This is a genomic window from Mycobacterium sp. NGS66, assembly GCF_059812225.1.
In genome coordinates this window covers 64377-80956 of the sequence record NZ_JCALCG010000001.1, presented here as the reverse complement: position 1 = coordinate 80956, position 16580 = coordinate 64377, and the positions used below count along the sequence as shown (strand labels likewise).

The following is a 16580-nucleotide window of genomic DNA, read 5'->3' as shown; positions in this document are numbered from 1 at the left end:
CATGATGCGCCGCGCAGGACGCTCCCGTCGGGTAGCAGTTCTGCTACCATGGGCTGGATGGCGACCATTCCGCAGAAGGAACTGCGCAACAACGTCGGCGAGGTGCTTCGCCGGGCACAAGCGGGCGAGGAGATCACAATCACCGTTGCCGGGCGGCCGGTGGCGCAACTTGGCCCAGCCACGCAGCGACGATGGGTCAGCGGGCCTGCGTTGCAAGCGGTCTGGCGCGGACCGGCTCCGAAAACGCTCGGCGCCGACCTCGAGCGGTTTCCCGCTTTGATGGCCGATCCGTTCGACTAGCCGATGCGCGCACTCCTGGATACCTCCGTCCTCATCGGCGAAGATCCTCCATCGCACGTGGAGGCTGCCATCAGCGTTGCCTCGATCGCCGAACTCCATTTCGGTGTGCTGGTCGCCGGCGACGACGATGAACGGGCAGTTCGTACCGCGCGGCTGGGCGCAATCGAAGCCGCATTTGACCCGTTTCCGATCACGGTCGAAATCGCCCGCGAGTGGGGGCGGTTGTCGGCCGCTGTGATGAACCGGGGCGGCCAGCCGCGCCGCCGCTCAGTCGATTTGGTAATCGCTGCTACCGCAAACGCTTACGGCGTGCCCCTGCTCAGCCACAACATCGGCGACTTTACGATCATTGGCGATCTCGTCGACGTTCGCCATCCATCGGACGTCGAGCCAGCCGATCCGAACGCCGGGCTATAGACCCAGCGCTTCTCGCAGCCGGCCCACGTCCATGCCGCCACGAGCGCCTGCATCGACGGGAAAGCTGTCGAGCAGCTTGATCAGGTCGCCCCGTCGGGTGGGGTCGTCGGCAGCCTCTCGCGGAGTATGGCCGTTGAGTGCCGGAATGGGCATGTCGAGCCACTTTGTCTCGTACTCACGAACCAATTGCTTTACGGCAGAAGATATTTCGGGATCGTCGGGATCGAGTGCGTCCTCGTCGTCCACTGCGAACTGGGCGGCCAGCGCGGCGGCGTCGGTAGCGTCGGAAACCGGGTGGCGGGAGTCGTCGAGCACGCTCATATCGGGATCCAGGCTCGCCAACGTGGCCAGCACGCGGTCCATTCGCTTCTCGCTGTTGGTCTGCACCCGCAGCGCGTCGCCCTCGAGCAGCAGCGTGGCCCGGACCCGTGACATGCCCTCGACGGTGACGTTCTCGATCCACTGCGGCGGGTCGTCGTCGACCCGGTCATAGGTGTCATCGAGCGAGGCCTCGATCTCGTCGGAATCACTGACCTCGACGATGGCTTGGCAGATCGCCAGCGGATCGCCCTCGGTGTTGGTCAGGACGGGCGGGGCGAACCGGCGGCTCAGCTGAGCCACCAGCTCCACCGGATCGGGTTCGGAGTCGAGCAGGTCGATCAGCGCGTCGCGCTCATGCAGCGCAACAGGTTCTAGCCCGAAGAACTGCATACTGTCTCCGGCCGGCACCGCGCGGCCGCACACCAGCTGCCCAGGTTTCAGCTGGCGGCTGGCCCTCGCCTCACGCACCTCGTGCGTGTCGCCGGTGCGCACATCGCGCACGGTGACGGACTGTCCGCGGTGTACGTTTTCGACCTCGAACACCGACCGCTCCACCTGGAGCCACTGCTGCGCGAGCAGCCGCTCGTCGTCGGGCAGCAACTTTCCGCGGACCTCCAGGAAATCCTCGAAGGCGCCACCCTCGAAGAGCACCGCGTCCAGCACCAGCGGATCGGTCATCGCTGCATTCAGATCGTCGACATCTTCGAGGGAATAGCGGCAGCGTTCGTATGCCACCTCGCCCAGCAGATCGTTCCATCCGCTCAGCAGGGCGTGGTGACACGCCTTCATGTACAACCAACCCACCCGTTTGGACAGCGGAAGTTGCTCGCGGCCCAGGTGACATTTCTTGTACTTGCGGCCAGATCCGCACCAGCACAAGTCATTTCGGCCCAGGTCGCGACGGGGCTCGGCCCGGTGCTGTTCCAGGAGTTCCACCAACGGATGGTCCGGCAAGGCTTCGGCACGACGCAGCAGTGCCAAACCGTGCTCGGCATCGCCGCGATCGGAGGCGAAACGGGCGAGGTCCAATAACGGCAGCGGCCAGTCCGGATCCAGCGATTCGGCGGCCAGCAGCTCGCGTTCGGCCGCGTCGATGTCGCCCATCCGCTCCAGCGCCACCGCACGCAGCCAACGACACGCGACCCTCGCACCGCGCGGCACCTTCGGCTCCAGAACATCGGCAAAGACGCCCAGCGCGGCGGGCTGGCCGCGTTCCGCCCCGATCGTTTCGTCCACCAGGAGCCCGGCCAGTAGTGGATCGGCCAGGGCGGCGGCGACCTCGGCGACCGGATCAGCCTCGTCGTCTTGCTTCGCTGCGACGTCGGGGGCGGCGGGCACCGCATTTGGTACCACATGGTCCGCGCCGACGGCTTCCACTATCTGCGACACCTGGTCGTACAGTTGCACCAGCGTGTACAGGATGGCCGCATCGTCGTTGTCGAGGTCATGTCGCTTTGCCAGCCGTTCGGAACCGCGCTCGAATTCCCAAGAGGCGAAATCGAAGCCGGCGGGGGCGAGCCATTCTTCGTGATGCGTCAGACCGGACTCGTCGGCGATCTCGCCCAGCGGTGGTAGCGGCTTCGTGAACAGCGCCGGATCCTCGACACACGCGGTCCATACCGCCATATCGAAATACACCGGCTCGTCGGGATCGAGGGTCGCCGCCAGCCGCTGGGCCGCTGTCGGGCTGGGACGCGCTGTCACCCGCTCGACCACAAGCCCCTCATCGCTGAGCCGCACCCCGACCAGGTCGCCCCCGTCGGCGCCCAACGCCTTCAACGTGCCCGGCGCCAACAGCAGAGCACCGTGCTCGACGACCTCGTCCGGGATCTCCCGCTGCTCGAGCAGCTCGTCGTCGAAGTCCGCCATGGCGACCTGCGCTGGTGATCCGTCGGCGAAGCGCTGATACTGCTCGAACTCGCAGAGCGTGGTGACCGGGGCCAGGTCGGGGGTCACCCTGAGTAGGTCGTAGGCCACCTCGTCTGCCTCGAGCCGATGGGTGAACACCCGACCGGCGAGCAGCGTCGGCAGCCATACCCACCGATCATCAACCAATTGCCTTGCTGGGAAATCGATTTCGATGCGGAGCGCCCGCAATATCCCGTCCGGGTCGGCCACCCCGGCATCGCGCAATCGTTGCGCGATGTCGTCCTCGGCCAACGGGCCGTATTCGGTCAGGATTTCGGCAAGGGTCTGGATCGGGTTGAACGCTTCCGCCACGAACGCCACCCTATGCCGTGGCTCGGCCGGTGGGCCAGTCGGCCTCAACGCTGCCTGAGCGGCGGCGGTAGGCGCCCGCCAGCAGGTCATATCGATCCCGCCAGTTATCCGGCGCGGCGAGAAGGTGGTGTCGTTTGCCCGGCTCCGAGCGACAAATGGATTGGAGCGCAATGGTTGTCGCCAGCGGCCGCGAGGTTTGAACAGCGACCGTCGCAAGTTGTCGGACCCCTGCGGCAGACTCAGCCCCAATCGACGCGACGACGGAGATCGCGTCCATACGGAACGGAGCCGACATGGGCAACAGGGCGAACTTTGTGATTGTGCAAGATCAGGATTGGCAGCTGTATTACTCGCATTGGGCGGGGTGCCGCATCCTCGATGCACTTATCGGTGGACCTGCCCTCGCACTGCGGTACGCGCAGTCGCTGCGGCGATGCGCCAAGAACGAGTGGACCGATCCAGTGTGGGCTGACGGCGGCGCGGTGGTGGACCTGGATCGCCGCCGGCTGTTGTTCTTCGGTGAGGAACTAATGGTGACGATGAATGAACGCCGGGCCTTGATGAGTGCGTTGGCCGCGATCTGGCCTGACTACGCGATCGGCTGGGCGTATGACGGCACCGCTGAACTGGCGGGATATGTCGGCGCCGAACTGCGCTTCCCCGCCTGGGACGACGAGCCACCGCTTGAGCTAGCGCGCGATCGAAACGCGTTGTGTCATCTGGTTTCCGTTGCCGACGCCGCAGGTCAAGTCCGGATGTGGCCGTTGCGGTGGGACCTCAGTCCGGCGTGGCACGGCCCCGCATTGCTGGACAAGCTGCCCGGCCGTGGCGTGCGAAGGTTGACCCTCGGCACGATTCCCTTAGGCGGCGTCCATATCGACGTGGCTCGAAAGACATTGGGAGCGTGGCAAATCGCCGACGCGATGGGCATCTTCCAAGCCCTTCCCGGGCTCTGGAAAGGGTGGCAGACGGAGTGCTGGGAGGATCGCTTCGAGGAGCAATCCCTTCGATGCACGAGCGCGCTGCGGCTTCCCGAGTTGAACTTGGCCGCCGGAGCCGACAGCGCTCAATCGTGGATCCGCCGCAGGGTTTTCCAGAGCTTCGCCGACAGTCCGGCAGGTCAGATCGCCAAGATCGCCGGCTGGCTTGCGCCAATCCAGCCAGGCCTCGTCGTCAGCGACGATGCGCTCACTGACTGCGGACCACGCCCCACCCAGGCGGAGTGGGCCCGCTTCGCCGCTGCGTGCGACGCGCTACAGACAGGCCGGGCGGAATCGGCATGAGGGATAGCCCAGCTGTGCATCGGTGCATCATGATGCAATGATGCTATGATCGGGCGTGCGCACCACTATTGATCTGCCTGAGGACCTACATAAGCAGGCGTTGTCGATCGCACGAGATACCCGCCGAACATTGAGCGAAACTGTCGCTGACCTCATGCGTCGGGGATTAAGGGCGAATGGCCCTGATGCAATTTCGATCGATCCCAGAACAGGGCTGCCGCGTGTGACCATCGGGAAGGTCGTGACCTCGGAGGACGTGCGTTCGTTGGAGGACGAGGAGTGACGACGCTTCTGGACGCAAACGTGCTCATTGCTCTGGTCGTTACCGACCATGTGCATCATGACGCAGCGGTCAACTGGCTCAGGTCATTCGATAGAGGATTTGCTACCTGCCCTATCACGCAAGGAAGTCTTGTTCGATTCCTGGTACGAGCCGGGCAATCGGCGGCAGCGGCGCGCGACGTCGTTCACGCGGTCGAAAATGCGAAGCGCCATGAATTCTGGCCCGACAGTGTGTCTTTCGCCGATGTGGAGGTCGGTGGTGTGGTCGGTCGCCGACAGGTGACCGACGCCTACCTTGCCCAGCTGGCCAGAAGCCGGCAAGGGCAACTGGCAACCTTCGACAGCGGGCTGGCGCATCTACACAGCGATGTTGCGGTCCTCGTACCCACGCCAGTCAATTAGCCGTCGCGGTGCCGCGGAGCCGGTGCGCCAATCCGCTGGCGCGCGCCGCCCGGCGTCCGATCGCCGATCGCACGGAGGCGTCGGAGCCGACGACGCGCACCTTGCCCTTCGCGCGAGTTACCGCGGTGTAGAACAACTCTCGGGTCAGCAACCGAGAATCCTCAGGCGGCAGCAGCACCGTCACTTCGTCGGCCTGGCTGCCCTGGGACTTGTGGATCGTCATGGCGTGCATGGTCTCGACGTCGCTCAACCGGCTGGTTGCGAAGTCCAGCGGCCCGGCGGCACCGGCGATCACGGCCCGAAGACCGTCGCTATCCGCCACGACCACACCGGTATCACCGTTGTAGACATGCAACCCGTAGTCGTTCGCGGTCACCAGCAGCGGGCGCCCCGCATACCACTCCGACCACGGCGGCAGACCCGTCTCTTCCGAAAGCCATTTCTCCACTTGCCGATTCCAGTGCCGAACGCCGAAAGGCCCGTGGCGGTGGGCACACAGCAGCCGATGCTCGTCCAGCGTTTCCAGCGCGGTATCGGCGGCGCCCAGCACCGCCGCCTCCCGCAGCCGAAGCGCATGCGGCAACAGGGTGGATCGCAACCGCTCGGTCGGGCCTTCGTCCTCGATGAACTCGATGTGCTGGTCACCCGAGCGCAGCAACGCCAGCGCCCCATCGGTATCGCCGTCTCGAATCGCTGCGGCGAGAAAACCGATCGACTCGCCGAATCGGTGCGACGTCCGCAGCGCCGCCACCCGCGCGTCGTCACGGCCCGACAAGCCGTCCACCAAGTCCGCGAGCACGGCACCGGCTTCCACCGACGCGAGCTGATCGGCGTCGCCGACCAGGATCAACCGGGCGTCCGCACGCACCGCTTCCAGCAGCCGTGCCATCAACGTGAGAGACACCATGGAGGTTTCGTCGACCACGATCACGTCGTGTGGCAAGCGGTTTCCGCTGTCATGCCGGAACCGCGACGACGAGTCCGGCCTGCGGCCCAACAGCCTATGCAGCGTTGTCGCCCGCAGCTCGCCCAGCCGCGCGCGATCGGACGCATCCAGCTTGGCCACTTCATGCTGGACAGCCTCGGCCAACCGCGCCGCGGCCTTGCCCGTCGGCGCCGCCAACGCGATCCGTGGCTGCGCCATGCCGGCGAGCTCAGCCTGCTCGGCCACCAGCGCGAGCAAGCGTGCGACCGTGGTGGTCTTGCCGGTGCCCGGCCCGCCGGTGAGCACCGTGACCGCTTGTGAGAGAGCGACTTTCGCTGCCTCTCGCTGTTCCTCGTAGCCCGACGGGAACAGTCGTTCGCAGTCGGGCACCCCCTCCGGCGGCGCGGTTGCCAGCAACGCGAGCACGTCGTCGCAGACCTGCTTTTCCTCGCGCCAGCTGCGGTCAAGGTAGAGCAGCCGGTCGTCGTGGAGATGCAGCACCGGCGGATCACCCAGCAAGGAGCTCGCCCGCACCGCGGCCAGCCACTGCGCCGGTTCGGGCCACGGCACGTCGTCGTCCAAGTCCACGCCGACCACGTCGGCGATCGTTGCCAAGTCGACGCACACCGAGCCACCCCGCAGCGCGCGCACCGCCAGCGCCACCGCCAACGCGACCTGCTCGTCGTCCTCCTGACCCAACGCACAAAGGCGTTGTGCCACATGCACATCAGCGAAATCCAGCACACCGGCTTCGTTGAAGGCCCGCAGTACGCCGGTGGCCCCGATCGCGAGCTCGACATCCGTGAGCGTCATGCCGCCCGCCTGCCCTCGTCCAGCACGTCGGAGAGCGCCACCACCAACTCCGCCGGCGGCTGCCAGCTGAACACCCCGCACGGATGCCCGTCGATTACCGGCGTGTCCGCGCCGCACATGCCCCGTACGAACAGGTACAGCACCCCGCCCAGGTGCCGGGCCGTGTCATAGCCGGGCATCCGCCACCGCAGGAAACGGTGCAGCACAACGCTATACAGCAGCGCCTGCAACGGATAGTCGGAATGCAGCATGGCCTCGGCCAACCGTTCGCGGCCGTAATCCGCAGCCGTGTCGCCGAGGTGGTTGGTTTTGTAATCCACCACCAGGTATCGCTGCCCGGGCAAGCGCAGCACGACGTCGATCGAGCCGGTCAGATATCCACGCAGCGACTGACCACCCAATGCGCCCGAGGTCAATCGATCGGCGTACGACGCGAGGGGATCATCGGCGGGCAGATGCACGCGCAGCAGCTCACCGACATCGGACACCAAGACGTCGGGGGCGGCACCGCGCGCGTCACCGCCGGCCAACGGGATCTCGAAATCCAACTCCCGCAAGCGATCCCGCAGTCCGATCTGGCGTAGCGTCAACCCGCCGGCCAACGGCCCCAGCGGTGTATCGTTCATCGGCACCAGCGCGGCCGCCAACTCGGCGGCGTCGACACCGACCGGCCACCACGCCAATTGCCGCCGAACCTGCTCTTCGAGCGCGGCGGTCAGATCGGGCGCAGCGGGATCCGTCGTCTCGAGCACCGCGTGCACCAGCGACCCGAAGGCCGCGCCGGCCGGCATCCCGGTCAGCGGCGAGGCAAAATGGTCGCCGCTACCAGCAGCGGCGACCACGACGTCATCCACCTCGTCGTCGCGTACGTCAAGCTCCGGCTCGCTCTGCGTGCCGATGGGGCCGACGGATTCGCTGCCACGTATCAGCGCCGAATAAGAGGTGCGCCGCCACCGGGTGTCGATCGCCCGGTGGAAGTGCCGCACTTCGAAAGCCGAAGCCGACGGCGCGGCCGGCTGGGCGGGTGGCGGCTCGATCGCCGATTCCTCCACCGCCGGTCCGCCCGCCTCCTGCCATCGGGTGAACAACGCCCACGCTTCTTCGTCGGTGATCGCCGAGTCACACTTGTCCGGCACCTGCGGCTCACCCACCCCGCGTCCTCGCAACAGTCTGGACAAGCCGCCGTTGAGTTCATCCCATGACGGTGCCCACCACGTCACCACCTGTGATTGCGCGCGGGTGAGCGCCACATACGTGAGCCGGATGTTGTTGCGCGCCTCTTCGATTCGATGCAATCCTTCGACTCTGCGGCGATCGGGGCTGTCCTTCCCGCCGATGTGCAGACACCGCGTTTCAGTCTCGTCGTGATACAGCAGAATGTCGCTCTTGCGGACGTTTCGGTTGAAGGCGAACGGCAGATAGACGATCGGGAACTGCAGCCCCTTCGCCACGAAGACGGTCATGATCTGCGCCGCGGCCGCGTCGCTGTCCAGACGGCGGTTACGTTCGGACTCGCCGCGGCGGTCGGCACATTGCCGGCGCAGCCAGTCCCGCAGCGCCGGTAGGCTGTAGTGCTCTCGGTGCGCGGTTTCGTGCAGGAGCTGCGCGATGTGGGCCAGGTCGGTCATGTGCCGCTCGCCACCGTGTTGGGCGAGCACCCGACGGCCCATCCCGCACAGCTGCGCGGCTTCGAACACCGCGGCCATGCCGCGCTGCCGGGCGTGGGAGGCCCACTCCCGCAGCGTGGCGGCCACCCGGTCGGTGAGCGTATCGCCTGCGCCGGCAAGGGTTTCCGCGGTCTCCCCGAAAAACATGGTGCACGCCGCGGCGCGGACCAGCCCACTGCGGTGCGGCGCGTCAAAGGCCTCCAGCAGGCACAGCCAGTCTTTGGCGGCCTGCGATTCGAAAACGTCGGTGTCACCGGTGTAGATCGCCGGGATCCCGGCGGCGGCGAGGGCGTCCCGGCAAGCGCGCGCGTCCTTGTGCTGCTCGACGATCACCGCGATATCCCCAGCCTCGACGGGCCGACCGTCGTAGCTGGCACCGGAAGCCAGCAGGGATCCGATGTCGGCGGCCAAATCAGCCGGAATATGCCGGCGCAGAACGTCAATCGGAATGGTTTCGGTTTCGTCATAGCCGAAAGTGGGCCGTTTGACCACCCGCAACCGGAACGGCGCGTCATGCGGTGCACCGACGAGCCGGCGCCCACCGTGCCGAGCGTGGATTTTGTGCACGACGATGTCAGGGTGGCCCAGGGCCGCACCGCGCAGCACGGTCTGCAAACTATCCACCAGTGCCCGATCGCTACGCCAGTTGATGCCCAGGGTGTAACGGGCTTCAGCAGTGCGGGCGGCCGTCAAATAGGTGTGAATGTCGCCCCCGCGGAACCCATAGATGGCCTGCTTCGGGTCGCCGATCAGAATCAGGGTGGAGTGGCCCGCGAACGCGCACTCCAGCACCCGCCATTGGATCGGGTCGGTGTCCTGGAACTCGTCGACCAGCACGATCCGCCAGCGCCCGCGCATCCGCTCGCGCGCTGGCGAGTCTTCTGCGGCAAGGGCTTTCGCGAGCCCGGTCAGCAGATCGTTGAAGCCGACGACGCCCAGCCGGCGCTTGCGGTGTTCGAGCTCGCTGCACACGGCGGCGGCGAACCGCAGTCGGACCGCGGGCGTGCCCTCAGGCTCGGGATCGACCGGTCGCAGCTGGGCACACGGGTCGTCGACGACTTCGCGGGCCAGGGTCAGCGCGTCTTTGTAGCTCAGCGTCGGCTCGTCGTCGCCACCCCCGAACTGGGCGAGGTAGAGGTCGCCGACGATTTCGGTGACCAGGTCGTCCAGGCTTTCCTGCAGCGCCACGTCGGCTGCGGTGTCTCCGGCAACGCCAAGCGATTTCAGCATCGAGCCGCAGAACTCATGCGTGGTCGCGATGGTGGCCGCGTCGAAGTTGGCCAGCGCATCCCGGAGCCGGGTCCGCCGTCGCTCGCACTCGCTCTCGGTCCCGCGCATCAGCTGGGCGACGAGGTCGTTTGCCGGTGGCAGGCGGCCCTCCAGGCCGGCCAGGGCCCGAAAGATCTGATCGCGCACCCGTTCTCGCAGCTCGCGGCTGGCAGCGCGGTTGAACGTGATGAGCAGCATCTCGTCGAGCTTCGTGGCGGTCTCGGCCAGATAGCGGGTCACCAGGCCGGCCAGCGCGAACGTCTTGCCGGTACCCGCGCTCGCTTCCAGCACGGTAGTGGAGCCCGGCTTGGGCAACGGGCCCGACAAGTCGAACGCATCCATCTAGGCGGCCTTCTTCTCCGAGGCCAGCAGCGGCAGCCACAACCGAGCGGCGAGCGCCCCCAGCCGGGTGTCCTCGCCCGGCATTTCCAGACCCGGTACGGGCGGACCGAGCAAGACGTCGAACGAAGCCTTGTACCCCCAGACCCGCACGTGCGCGGGCTCGCTGTCCTCGCCGTCGTGAAAGTTGCTGGACTCCCACTTCTTGCGGGCGTACAACACCGGGTCGCGTTGGCAGTGGCGGCGTTCGGCCCAGGCATAGGACGTTTTGAGCGGCAGCGGCAGCGGCTCCCGCCTGCCGGCGTCGAAAATCGCCACCAGGTCCCGCAATACGGCCACCGGATCGGGCGGCGATCCGAGCGCGCAAACCTCGATGGTGTCCTTGCTGCCGCGTCCGACGCAAATGGCGGTCCAGTCGCGGTCCGGGTGACCGGCTGCCAGCGCCACCAGCGAGACCCATGCCTGCAGTTTGTGTTTGGCGGCCAGTCGGGAATAGCTGACCTCGACGACGCGGTTCTCGAACACCCGGTTGACGGTGCCGGTTACAACGCGACCGTCGCCCAGGTCGACCGCGACGTCATAGGCCCGCGCCGGTCCCCGCTGGTGGCTTTGCGCGATGCCGGCCAGCTGGGCTGCCGTCTGGCTGATGGTGTCGGCCTTGCGCCAGCCCAACCGCAGCGGAGGCAGTGTGCCGCGCCGCCATTCCGCGTTGATCGCGAACTTGCGGTCCCTGCCCCGCAACATGTCATGCAGCATCCGATCGCCGACCACCCATGCCTGTAGCGGGTCGAGGTCGACCGGCATCGCATCCTCGATCCCGTCGACGTCCCACGGCAGCGTCAAGTCCAGTGCCCGGAAAAAGCCTTTCACCGGATCTTTGAAGAAGTCGAGCAGGTCGGCCAGCTCGACGTTCGCCACCGGCCCGGCGGGCAATGGCCCGGTGAGGAAAGCCGTTGGCGGGCAACGAGTTCCGGTGGCGGCCTGGGCAGCGGCCAGCGCCGCCGGGTCGAATGTAAAGGCGTTGCCGGGCACCAGCGCGCCCGGGGTGACGTTCTTGCGGTCGAACGGCTGCAGCGGATGCGTGGTCAGGATGCGCTGGCGCACATGCGTTTCCGTCGTCTGGTCCAGCGCATCGAGCACCTCGGCGAGCGGCACGGCGGGTGGCCGCGGGTGGCCGGTGTGCTCGTCGTTGCCAGTGTAGGTGATCACCAGTGTCTCGGTGGCCGAGCACACCGCGTCGAGCAGCAATTGGCGGTCCTCCGAACGGATGTCACGTTCGCCGGTCAGCGGTTCGCGAGCCAGCGCGTCGTCGCCGTCGGGGACGTTGAGCCGGGGAAATACGCCGTCGTCGAGCCCGAGCAGGCAGACCACCCGGTGCGGCACCGAGCGCATCGGCACCATGGTGCACACCGTCAGCGTGCCGGTGCGGAAGTTGGCGCGAGTCGGGCGCCCGGCCAACTGGGTGGACAGCACGGCGCGTATGTCGGGCAGCCGCAGCGGCGTCGACGCGCGGGATCCGGCCTGCGCGACGACGCCGGCGAACTCACGTTGCAGCTGCGCGTGCTGCCAGGCGTCATCCGAGTGGGTGAGCAGGTCGACGCCTGTGCTCAGCGCATCCAGCCACTCGGTCAATGGCTTTGTGCCGTTGAGGGTTCCGATGACGCAGCGCAGGCGTTCGACGTACTCGGCGAGCCGACCGGCCAGCTCGACACGATTGCTGCCCACGTCGTCCAGCGGCAGCGCCGTACCGAGCCAAGCCTGCGAATCGTCGGACAGCGCCACTCCGGTCAGGATGCGGTCCAGCCCGAACCGCCAGGTGTTGTGCACGACGTTGTCCAGGCCGTACGGCTTGCGGTATTGCCGATCGAAACCCCACCGGATATTGGCCTCGCGAACCCATTCGGTGATCGCGTCGAGGTCGTCGTCGGTGAACCCGAACCTTGCCCGCACCGGCGCGGCCTGCGCCAGGTTGAGTACCTGGCTGGCGGTGGCCCGGCTGTCGGCGATGGCGAGCAACTCGGCCGCCACTCCGAGCAGGGGATTGGTCTGCGTCAGCGCGCGGTCGGCCAGCCGGACCCGCAGTTGGTGCGCGGGATGGCCGACCATCCCGGAGGCGACGATCTCGCCGAGTCCGAAGCCGGCGATGACCAGCGGCGCGTAGGTTTCGATGTCGGGGCACATCACCACGATGTCGCGGGGCTCGAGCGTCGGGTCGTCCTGCAGCAGGCCGAGCAACACCTCGCGCAGCACGTCGATCTGTCGCGCCGGGCCGTGGCAGCTGTGCACCTGAACGGACCGGTCGCCGGCCGCAAGCACTCGGCCTCCGGGCCGGACCGCGTTGTCGGCGATGTCGGCCTGCAGCCAGCCCAGTAAGGTGTCGGGTCGTATTGTGCCGCCGATGAATTCGTCCGTTACCGGGCGGGCCGGCAGCGCGCGCTGCAGTTCGCGGATGTCGCGCCCCAGCGTTTCCAGCAGGGGATGGCGCGCCGCGGATCGGCTGGCGTCCATGTGCCGCGGCACCGCGCCGTGGACAGTGGTCAGTGCCCGCCACAGCTCGTCGCTGGGGTGCGGCAGCCACAGGTGCAGGTCGTGGTGGGTGGACAACGCGTCGAGCAGTTCGACGTCGGTGCATGCCAACCGGGTGTGCCCGAACAGCGAAAGCCGCGAAGACAACTCGATCGGCCCTTCGCGGAGCGTGGCCACCGCCTTGCGGTGGCGGATATGCGGCGGATCGGCGGGCACGGTTGCGACCAGCGCTCGCCACAGCGCGGGCTGCCAGGCCAGGTCGGAATCGAGGTCGCCCGGGTTGCCGTCCAGCCAGTCCACCAGCAGGCGCGGCCGTTGCCGAGCATAGGAGGCGAACAGCCCCGCGAGCCGGCGCGCCACCGCGTAGCGACGGCCCCGGCGCAGCTCGGCCTCCGCGGGGTCAGTGTCGAAGTGGCCCAAGTGTTTTGCCAGTGTTCGGCACCACGGCTCGTCCAGGCCGGTGTCGATGACCTGTAGCAGCGGCCAGGTCATGGCCTCGGGTGACCAAGGGTCGTCGTCGCAGGGTCCGGTGATCCCAGAAAGCCCAGCGATCAGCGAGGCCGGACTGCGAAATGCCACGCCGGCGCAGACACCGTCGCCGCTTCCCGTCCGGCGGCCGAGGACATGCGAAAGCCGCTGGCTGAGCCAGCGTTCCACGCCGCGGGCCGGCACCAGCACCAGCTCCTCGGCGAACGGGTCCGGCAGCGGGTCGGCCAGTAGCGCGCCGAGGCCGTCGGCAAGCAGGTCGGTGCGCTCGGCACGGTGGAGATGAAGCGCCATTGCGGGTCACCATAGACCGCGCCACTGACAGCGATGGCACCCTGGTGAGCGAGACCGAACAACAGAAGGGCGAGCGATGGAAACCTGGGATGCGATCTGCGCCCGACGCAATGTGCGGCAGTACACGTCCGAGCCGGTGTCCGAGGCAGACCTGAACCGCATCGCCGAGGCCGGCTGGCGGGCGCCGTCGGCGAAAAACCGTCAGCCGTGGGATTTCGTCATCGTCACCGACCGGGCTCAACTGCAGGAGCTGTCGACCGTGTGGCGGGGAGCCGGCCACATCGCGTCAGCCGCGGCCGCGATTGTCCTGGTGGTACCGGAGCCGCCGGACGAACGTCGAAAGGTGACGGACAATTACGACCTCGGTCAGGCGACCATGGCCATGATGATCGCCGCCACCGACCTGGGCGTGGGCACCGGGCATTCGTCGGTCGGCGATCAGGAGAAGGCCCGCGCGATCCTCGGTGTCCCCGACGATCGGCTGGTGGCCTTCATGCTCGGCCTCGGCTATCCCGCCGATCGCCCGCTTCGGCCCATCCGCAAGCCGGATCGGCGGCCGTTCGCCGAAGTCGTCCATCACGGCCGCTGGTGAAAGGATGGTCGGGTGGCAGAGCTAGCGTCGCGCGAGCACAAGGGAGACTACGGCTACGACGGGTCTTTCCACACCGTCTCGGCCCGGGCGCAGCTGCTGGGCGTCGCAGCGGGAGCCGCGGCTCTGTTGGTGGCCTCGGCCGTCAACTTGGCCCGCGGGCGACGGGTTGCGGCGGCGACGCTGGCGGCTTTCGCGGTCGACGTGATCGGCAGCGCAGCCTGGTACATCTACGCGACCCGCTCGGGGAAGTTCGTTGTGTGGGACCGCATTCTGGACGACCTGCGGCTACGCGGCGACGAGACGGTGCTCGATCTCGGTTGCGGGCGGGGTGCGGTGTTGCTCGCGGCGGCCAAGCGGCTGCCCCGGGGACGAGCGATCGGCGTCGATCTCTGGCAAGCCGACCAGACCGACAACTCGCCGCAGGCGACCCGGAGAAATGCCGAGCTGGAAAACGTGGCCGACCGAGTCGAGCTGCACACCGCCGACATGACCGCGCTGCCGTTGGCCGACGAGAGCGTCGACGTGATCGTCAGCAGCCTGGCCATCCACAACATCCCGACCCGCGCCGGTCGCCGGCAGGCACTGCAAGAGGCGATTCGGGTGCTGCGCCCGGGCGGCCGGCTTGCCATCGCCGACCTCTGGGAGACCCGTCAGCATGCCGATCATTTGCGGGAACTGGGCTGGCGAAATGTGCGGCGCCGCAACCTGGGCTGGCGCATGTGGTACGGCGGGCCATGGATTTCCACCCGCCTGGTCAGCGCGACCAAGCCGAACTGAGCACGCGGCGTCGATGCTCATCGAAACTGCGCCCAGGGTGCAGCTGACGGCCTTCCGGTAGCCCTGAACGCAGGTTCGACGCCACCAACGCAGACTCGTACGCCGCCGGGGTATGAACCATGCGGAAAGGGGTATGTCCCCGCCGAGATGCATGCTGGGGTCATGAACAGAAACGACATCACCGAACAGATCGTGGTCGCCCGCCTCGCCAAGGGGCTGCGCTGGCAGGAGCTGGCCGACGCGATCGGCAGGCCGGTGGTATGGACCACGTCGGCGTTGCTCGGCCAGCACCCGATACCTGCCGAGCTCGGCAAGGTCTTGGTGGAGATGCTGGGTCTCGACGAGTCGGCGGTGCCGGTCTTGGCGGCGGTGCCGATGCGCGGCGGACTGCCCAGCGCAGTGCCAACCGACCCGACCATATACCGCTTCTACGAAGCGCTTCAGGTGTACGGCGGGGCCATCAAGGAACTCATCCACGAGGAGTTCGGCGACGGCATCATGAGCGCCATCAACTTCAGCGTGGACGTACAGCGCAAGCCGCACCCGTCGGGTGACCGGGTGGTGGTGACGTTCGACGGGAAATTCCTTGCCTACGACTGGGTTTCGGCGGGAAGTGAAGATGGCAGAGCGTAAACCCCTAGATCTCGTCCTGTCGGGCGGCGGCGTCAAGGGCATCGGCCTGGTTGGGGCGGTGGTCGCATTGCTGGACGCCGGATACGAGATCAAGCGGGTGTCCGGTGTCTCCGCGGGCTCACTGGTCGGGTCGATTCTGGCCGCGGCATCCATCGACGACCAGATGACCGCTGAAGAAATCAAGGAACTCGCACTTAGCCTGCCGTACGACAAATTCCGCGACGCTGCCATACCTGTGCCACTGGTCGGTCAGACCTTGGGGCTGCTGCGCGATACCGGCATGTACCGCGGTGACTTCGCCTACGAATGGGTCCGCAGCGAGCTGAAGAACCTGGGCGTGTCGACGTTCGGCGACCTCGCCCTGGGCGACGAGCAGTTGATCAAAGAGCGCCGCTACCGGCTGGCGGTGACGGTAACCGACGTGACGACCGGGCAGATGGTGCGGCTGCCCTGGGACTTTCGGCGCGTCTACGGACTGGATCCCGACGAGCAATCGGTCGCCGATGCCGTCCGCGCCTCGATGGCAATCCCGTTCTACTTCCGGCCGTGCACCTTGACCAGCGCCGACGGGATCACGTCCACATTGGTGGACGGCGGCGTGCTGTCGAACTTTCCGATCGACTCGTTCGACCGGCCGGACCGCAAGCGGCCGCGCTGGCCGACTTTCGGCGTCACGGTTTTGCCGAACTTGCCGCAAGCCAACGAAGAGATAATCCCGGGACTGGGCGCGCTGCACTCCCTGGGCCCGCCGTCGCTGCTGGAACAGCTCATCACCACCATGTTCGTCGGCCATGATCAGACCCAACTGAGCCAGCCGTGGGTCAGCGCCCGTGCGATTCGGGTGGATTCGACGTCGGTCAACTTTCTCGACTTCGGTATTTCCCGGGTGGAGGCCGAGGCCTTGTACGAGAAGGGATACGTGGCCGCACAGAAGTTTCTGAAGACGTGGGATTGGGAGGAATACCTCGACCGGTTCCGGCGGTTCGATTACGACTGACGGCTTCCGGCGAGCAGCATCAGCCCAGGTTCGGGTC

The 16580-nt window shown here is 67.1% G+C and carries 13 protein-coding genes; 9 read left to right on the top strand and 4 right to left on the bottom strand.

All coding sequences use genetic code 11. The annotated features are described in order from the left end of the window. The first annotated feature begins 57 nt into the window (after positions 1-57). The gene (locus AC5Y2L_RS00400; protein WP_499938445.1) at positions 58-300 is read left to right on the top strand and encodes a type II toxin-antitoxin system Phd/YefM family antitoxin; all 243 of its coding nucleotides are present in this window, start codon (positions 58-60) and stop codon (positions 298-300) included. Between the two features lie 3 nt (positions 301-303). After that, positions 304-717: a PIN domain-containing protein gene (locus AC5Y2L_RS00395; RefSeq protein WP_499938443.1), complete on the top strand. Its 414-nt coding sequence runs from the start codon at positions 304-306 to the stop codon at positions 715-717. On the opposite strand, the gene AC5Y2L_RS00390 is transcribed toward AC5Y2L_RS00395, so the two are convergent. Then, a complete protein-coding gene (locus AC5Y2L_RS00390) occupies positions 712-3258 on the bottom strand; it encodes an SEC-C metal-binding domain-containing protein (protein ID WP_499938441.1) in 2547 nt (848 codons plus the stop codon). The two genes, AC5Y2L_RS00395 and AC5Y2L_RS00390, sit on opposite strands and share 6 nt — an antisense overlap. Before the next feature lie 293 nt (positions 3259-3551). Here AC5Y2L_RS00390 and AC5Y2L_RS00385 point away from each other — a divergent pair, with 293 nt between their 5' ends. The 3 genes from AC5Y2L_RS00385 to AC5Y2L_RS00375 are packed head-to-tail and all read left to right on the top strand — an operon-like array spanning position 3552 to position 5225. Beyond that, entirely contained in the window at positions 3552-4541 is a 990-nt protein-coding gene (locus AC5Y2L_RS00385) for a hypothetical protein (protein WP_499938439.1), read from the top strand. Positions 4542-4596: 55 nt separating this feature from the next. Beyond that, a complete protein-coding gene (locus AC5Y2L_RS00380) occupies positions 4597-4824 on the top strand; it encodes an antitoxin (RefSeq protein ID WP_499938437.1) in 228 nt (75 codons plus the stop codon). Continuing rightward, positions 4821-5225: a TA system VapC family ribonuclease toxin gene (locus AC5Y2L_RS00375; protein ID WP_499938435.1), complete on the top strand. Its 405-nt coding sequence runs from the start codon at positions 4821-4823 to the stop codon at positions 5223-5225. Before AC5Y2L_RS00380 ends, AC5Y2L_RS00375 begins: the two co-directional genes overlap by 4 nt. Here AC5Y2L_RS00375 and recD read toward each other — a convergent pair. The 3 genes from recD to recC are packed head-to-tail and all read right to left on the bottom strand — an operon-like array spanning position 5218 to position 13544. Continuing rightward, the gene (gene recD, locus AC5Y2L_RS00370) at positions 5218-6963 is read right to left on the bottom strand and encodes an exodeoxyribonuclease V subunit alpha (RefSeq protein ID WP_499938433.1); all 1746 of its coding nucleotides are present in this window, start codon (positions 6961-6963) and stop codon (positions 5218-5220) included. The two genes, AC5Y2L_RS00375 and recD, sit on opposite strands and share 8 nt — an antisense overlap. Continuing rightward, positions 6960-10241 carry an exodeoxyribonuclease V subunit beta gene (gene recB / locus AC5Y2L_RS00365; protein ID WP_499938431.1) on the bottom strand — a complete coding sequence of 1094 codons (3282 nt, stop codon included), beginning with the start codon at positions 10239-10241 and terminating at the stop codon, positions 6960-6962. The genes recD and recB overlap by 4 nt, the downstream gene beginning before the upstream one ends. Beyond that, positions 10242-13544, bottom strand: coding sequence for an exodeoxyribonuclease V subunit gamma (gene recC, locus AC5Y2L_RS00360; RefSeq protein ID WP_499938429.1), 3303 nt, complete (start codon positions 13542-13544; stop codon positions 10242-10244). It abuts the gene before it with no gap. Positions 13545-13620: 76 nt separating this feature from the next. On the opposite strand from recC, the gene AC5Y2L_RS00355 reads away from it, so the two are divergent. The 4 genes from AC5Y2L_RS00355 to AC5Y2L_RS00340 all read left to right on the top strand — a co-directional run bounded on the left by AC5Y2L_RS00355 (position 13621) and on the right by AC5Y2L_RS00340 (position 16543). Continuing rightward, a complete protein-coding gene (locus AC5Y2L_RS00355; RefSeq protein WP_499938427.1) occupies positions 13621-14136 on the top strand; it encodes a nitroreductase family protein in 516 nt (171 codons plus the stop codon). A 12-nt stretch (positions 14137-14148) separates the two neighbouring features. Next, a complete protein-coding gene (locus AC5Y2L_RS00350) occupies positions 14149-14913 on the top strand; it encodes a class I SAM-dependent methyltransferase (RefSeq protein WP_499938425.1) in 765 nt (254 codons plus the stop codon). A gap of 162 nt (positions 14914-15075) precedes the next feature. Next, positions 15076-15546, top strand: a complete 471-nt coding sequence (gene cynS, locus AC5Y2L_RS00345; RefSeq protein ID WP_499938423.1) for a cyanase — start codon at positions 15076-15078, stop codon at positions 15544-15546. Further along, a complete protein-coding gene (locus AC5Y2L_RS00340) occupies positions 15533-16543 on the top strand; it encodes a patatin-like phospholipase family protein (protein WP_499938421.1) in 1011 nt (336 codons plus the stop codon). The genes cynS and AC5Y2L_RS00340 overlap by 14 nt, the downstream gene beginning before the upstream one ends. Positions 16544-16580 lie beyond the last annotated feature (37 nt).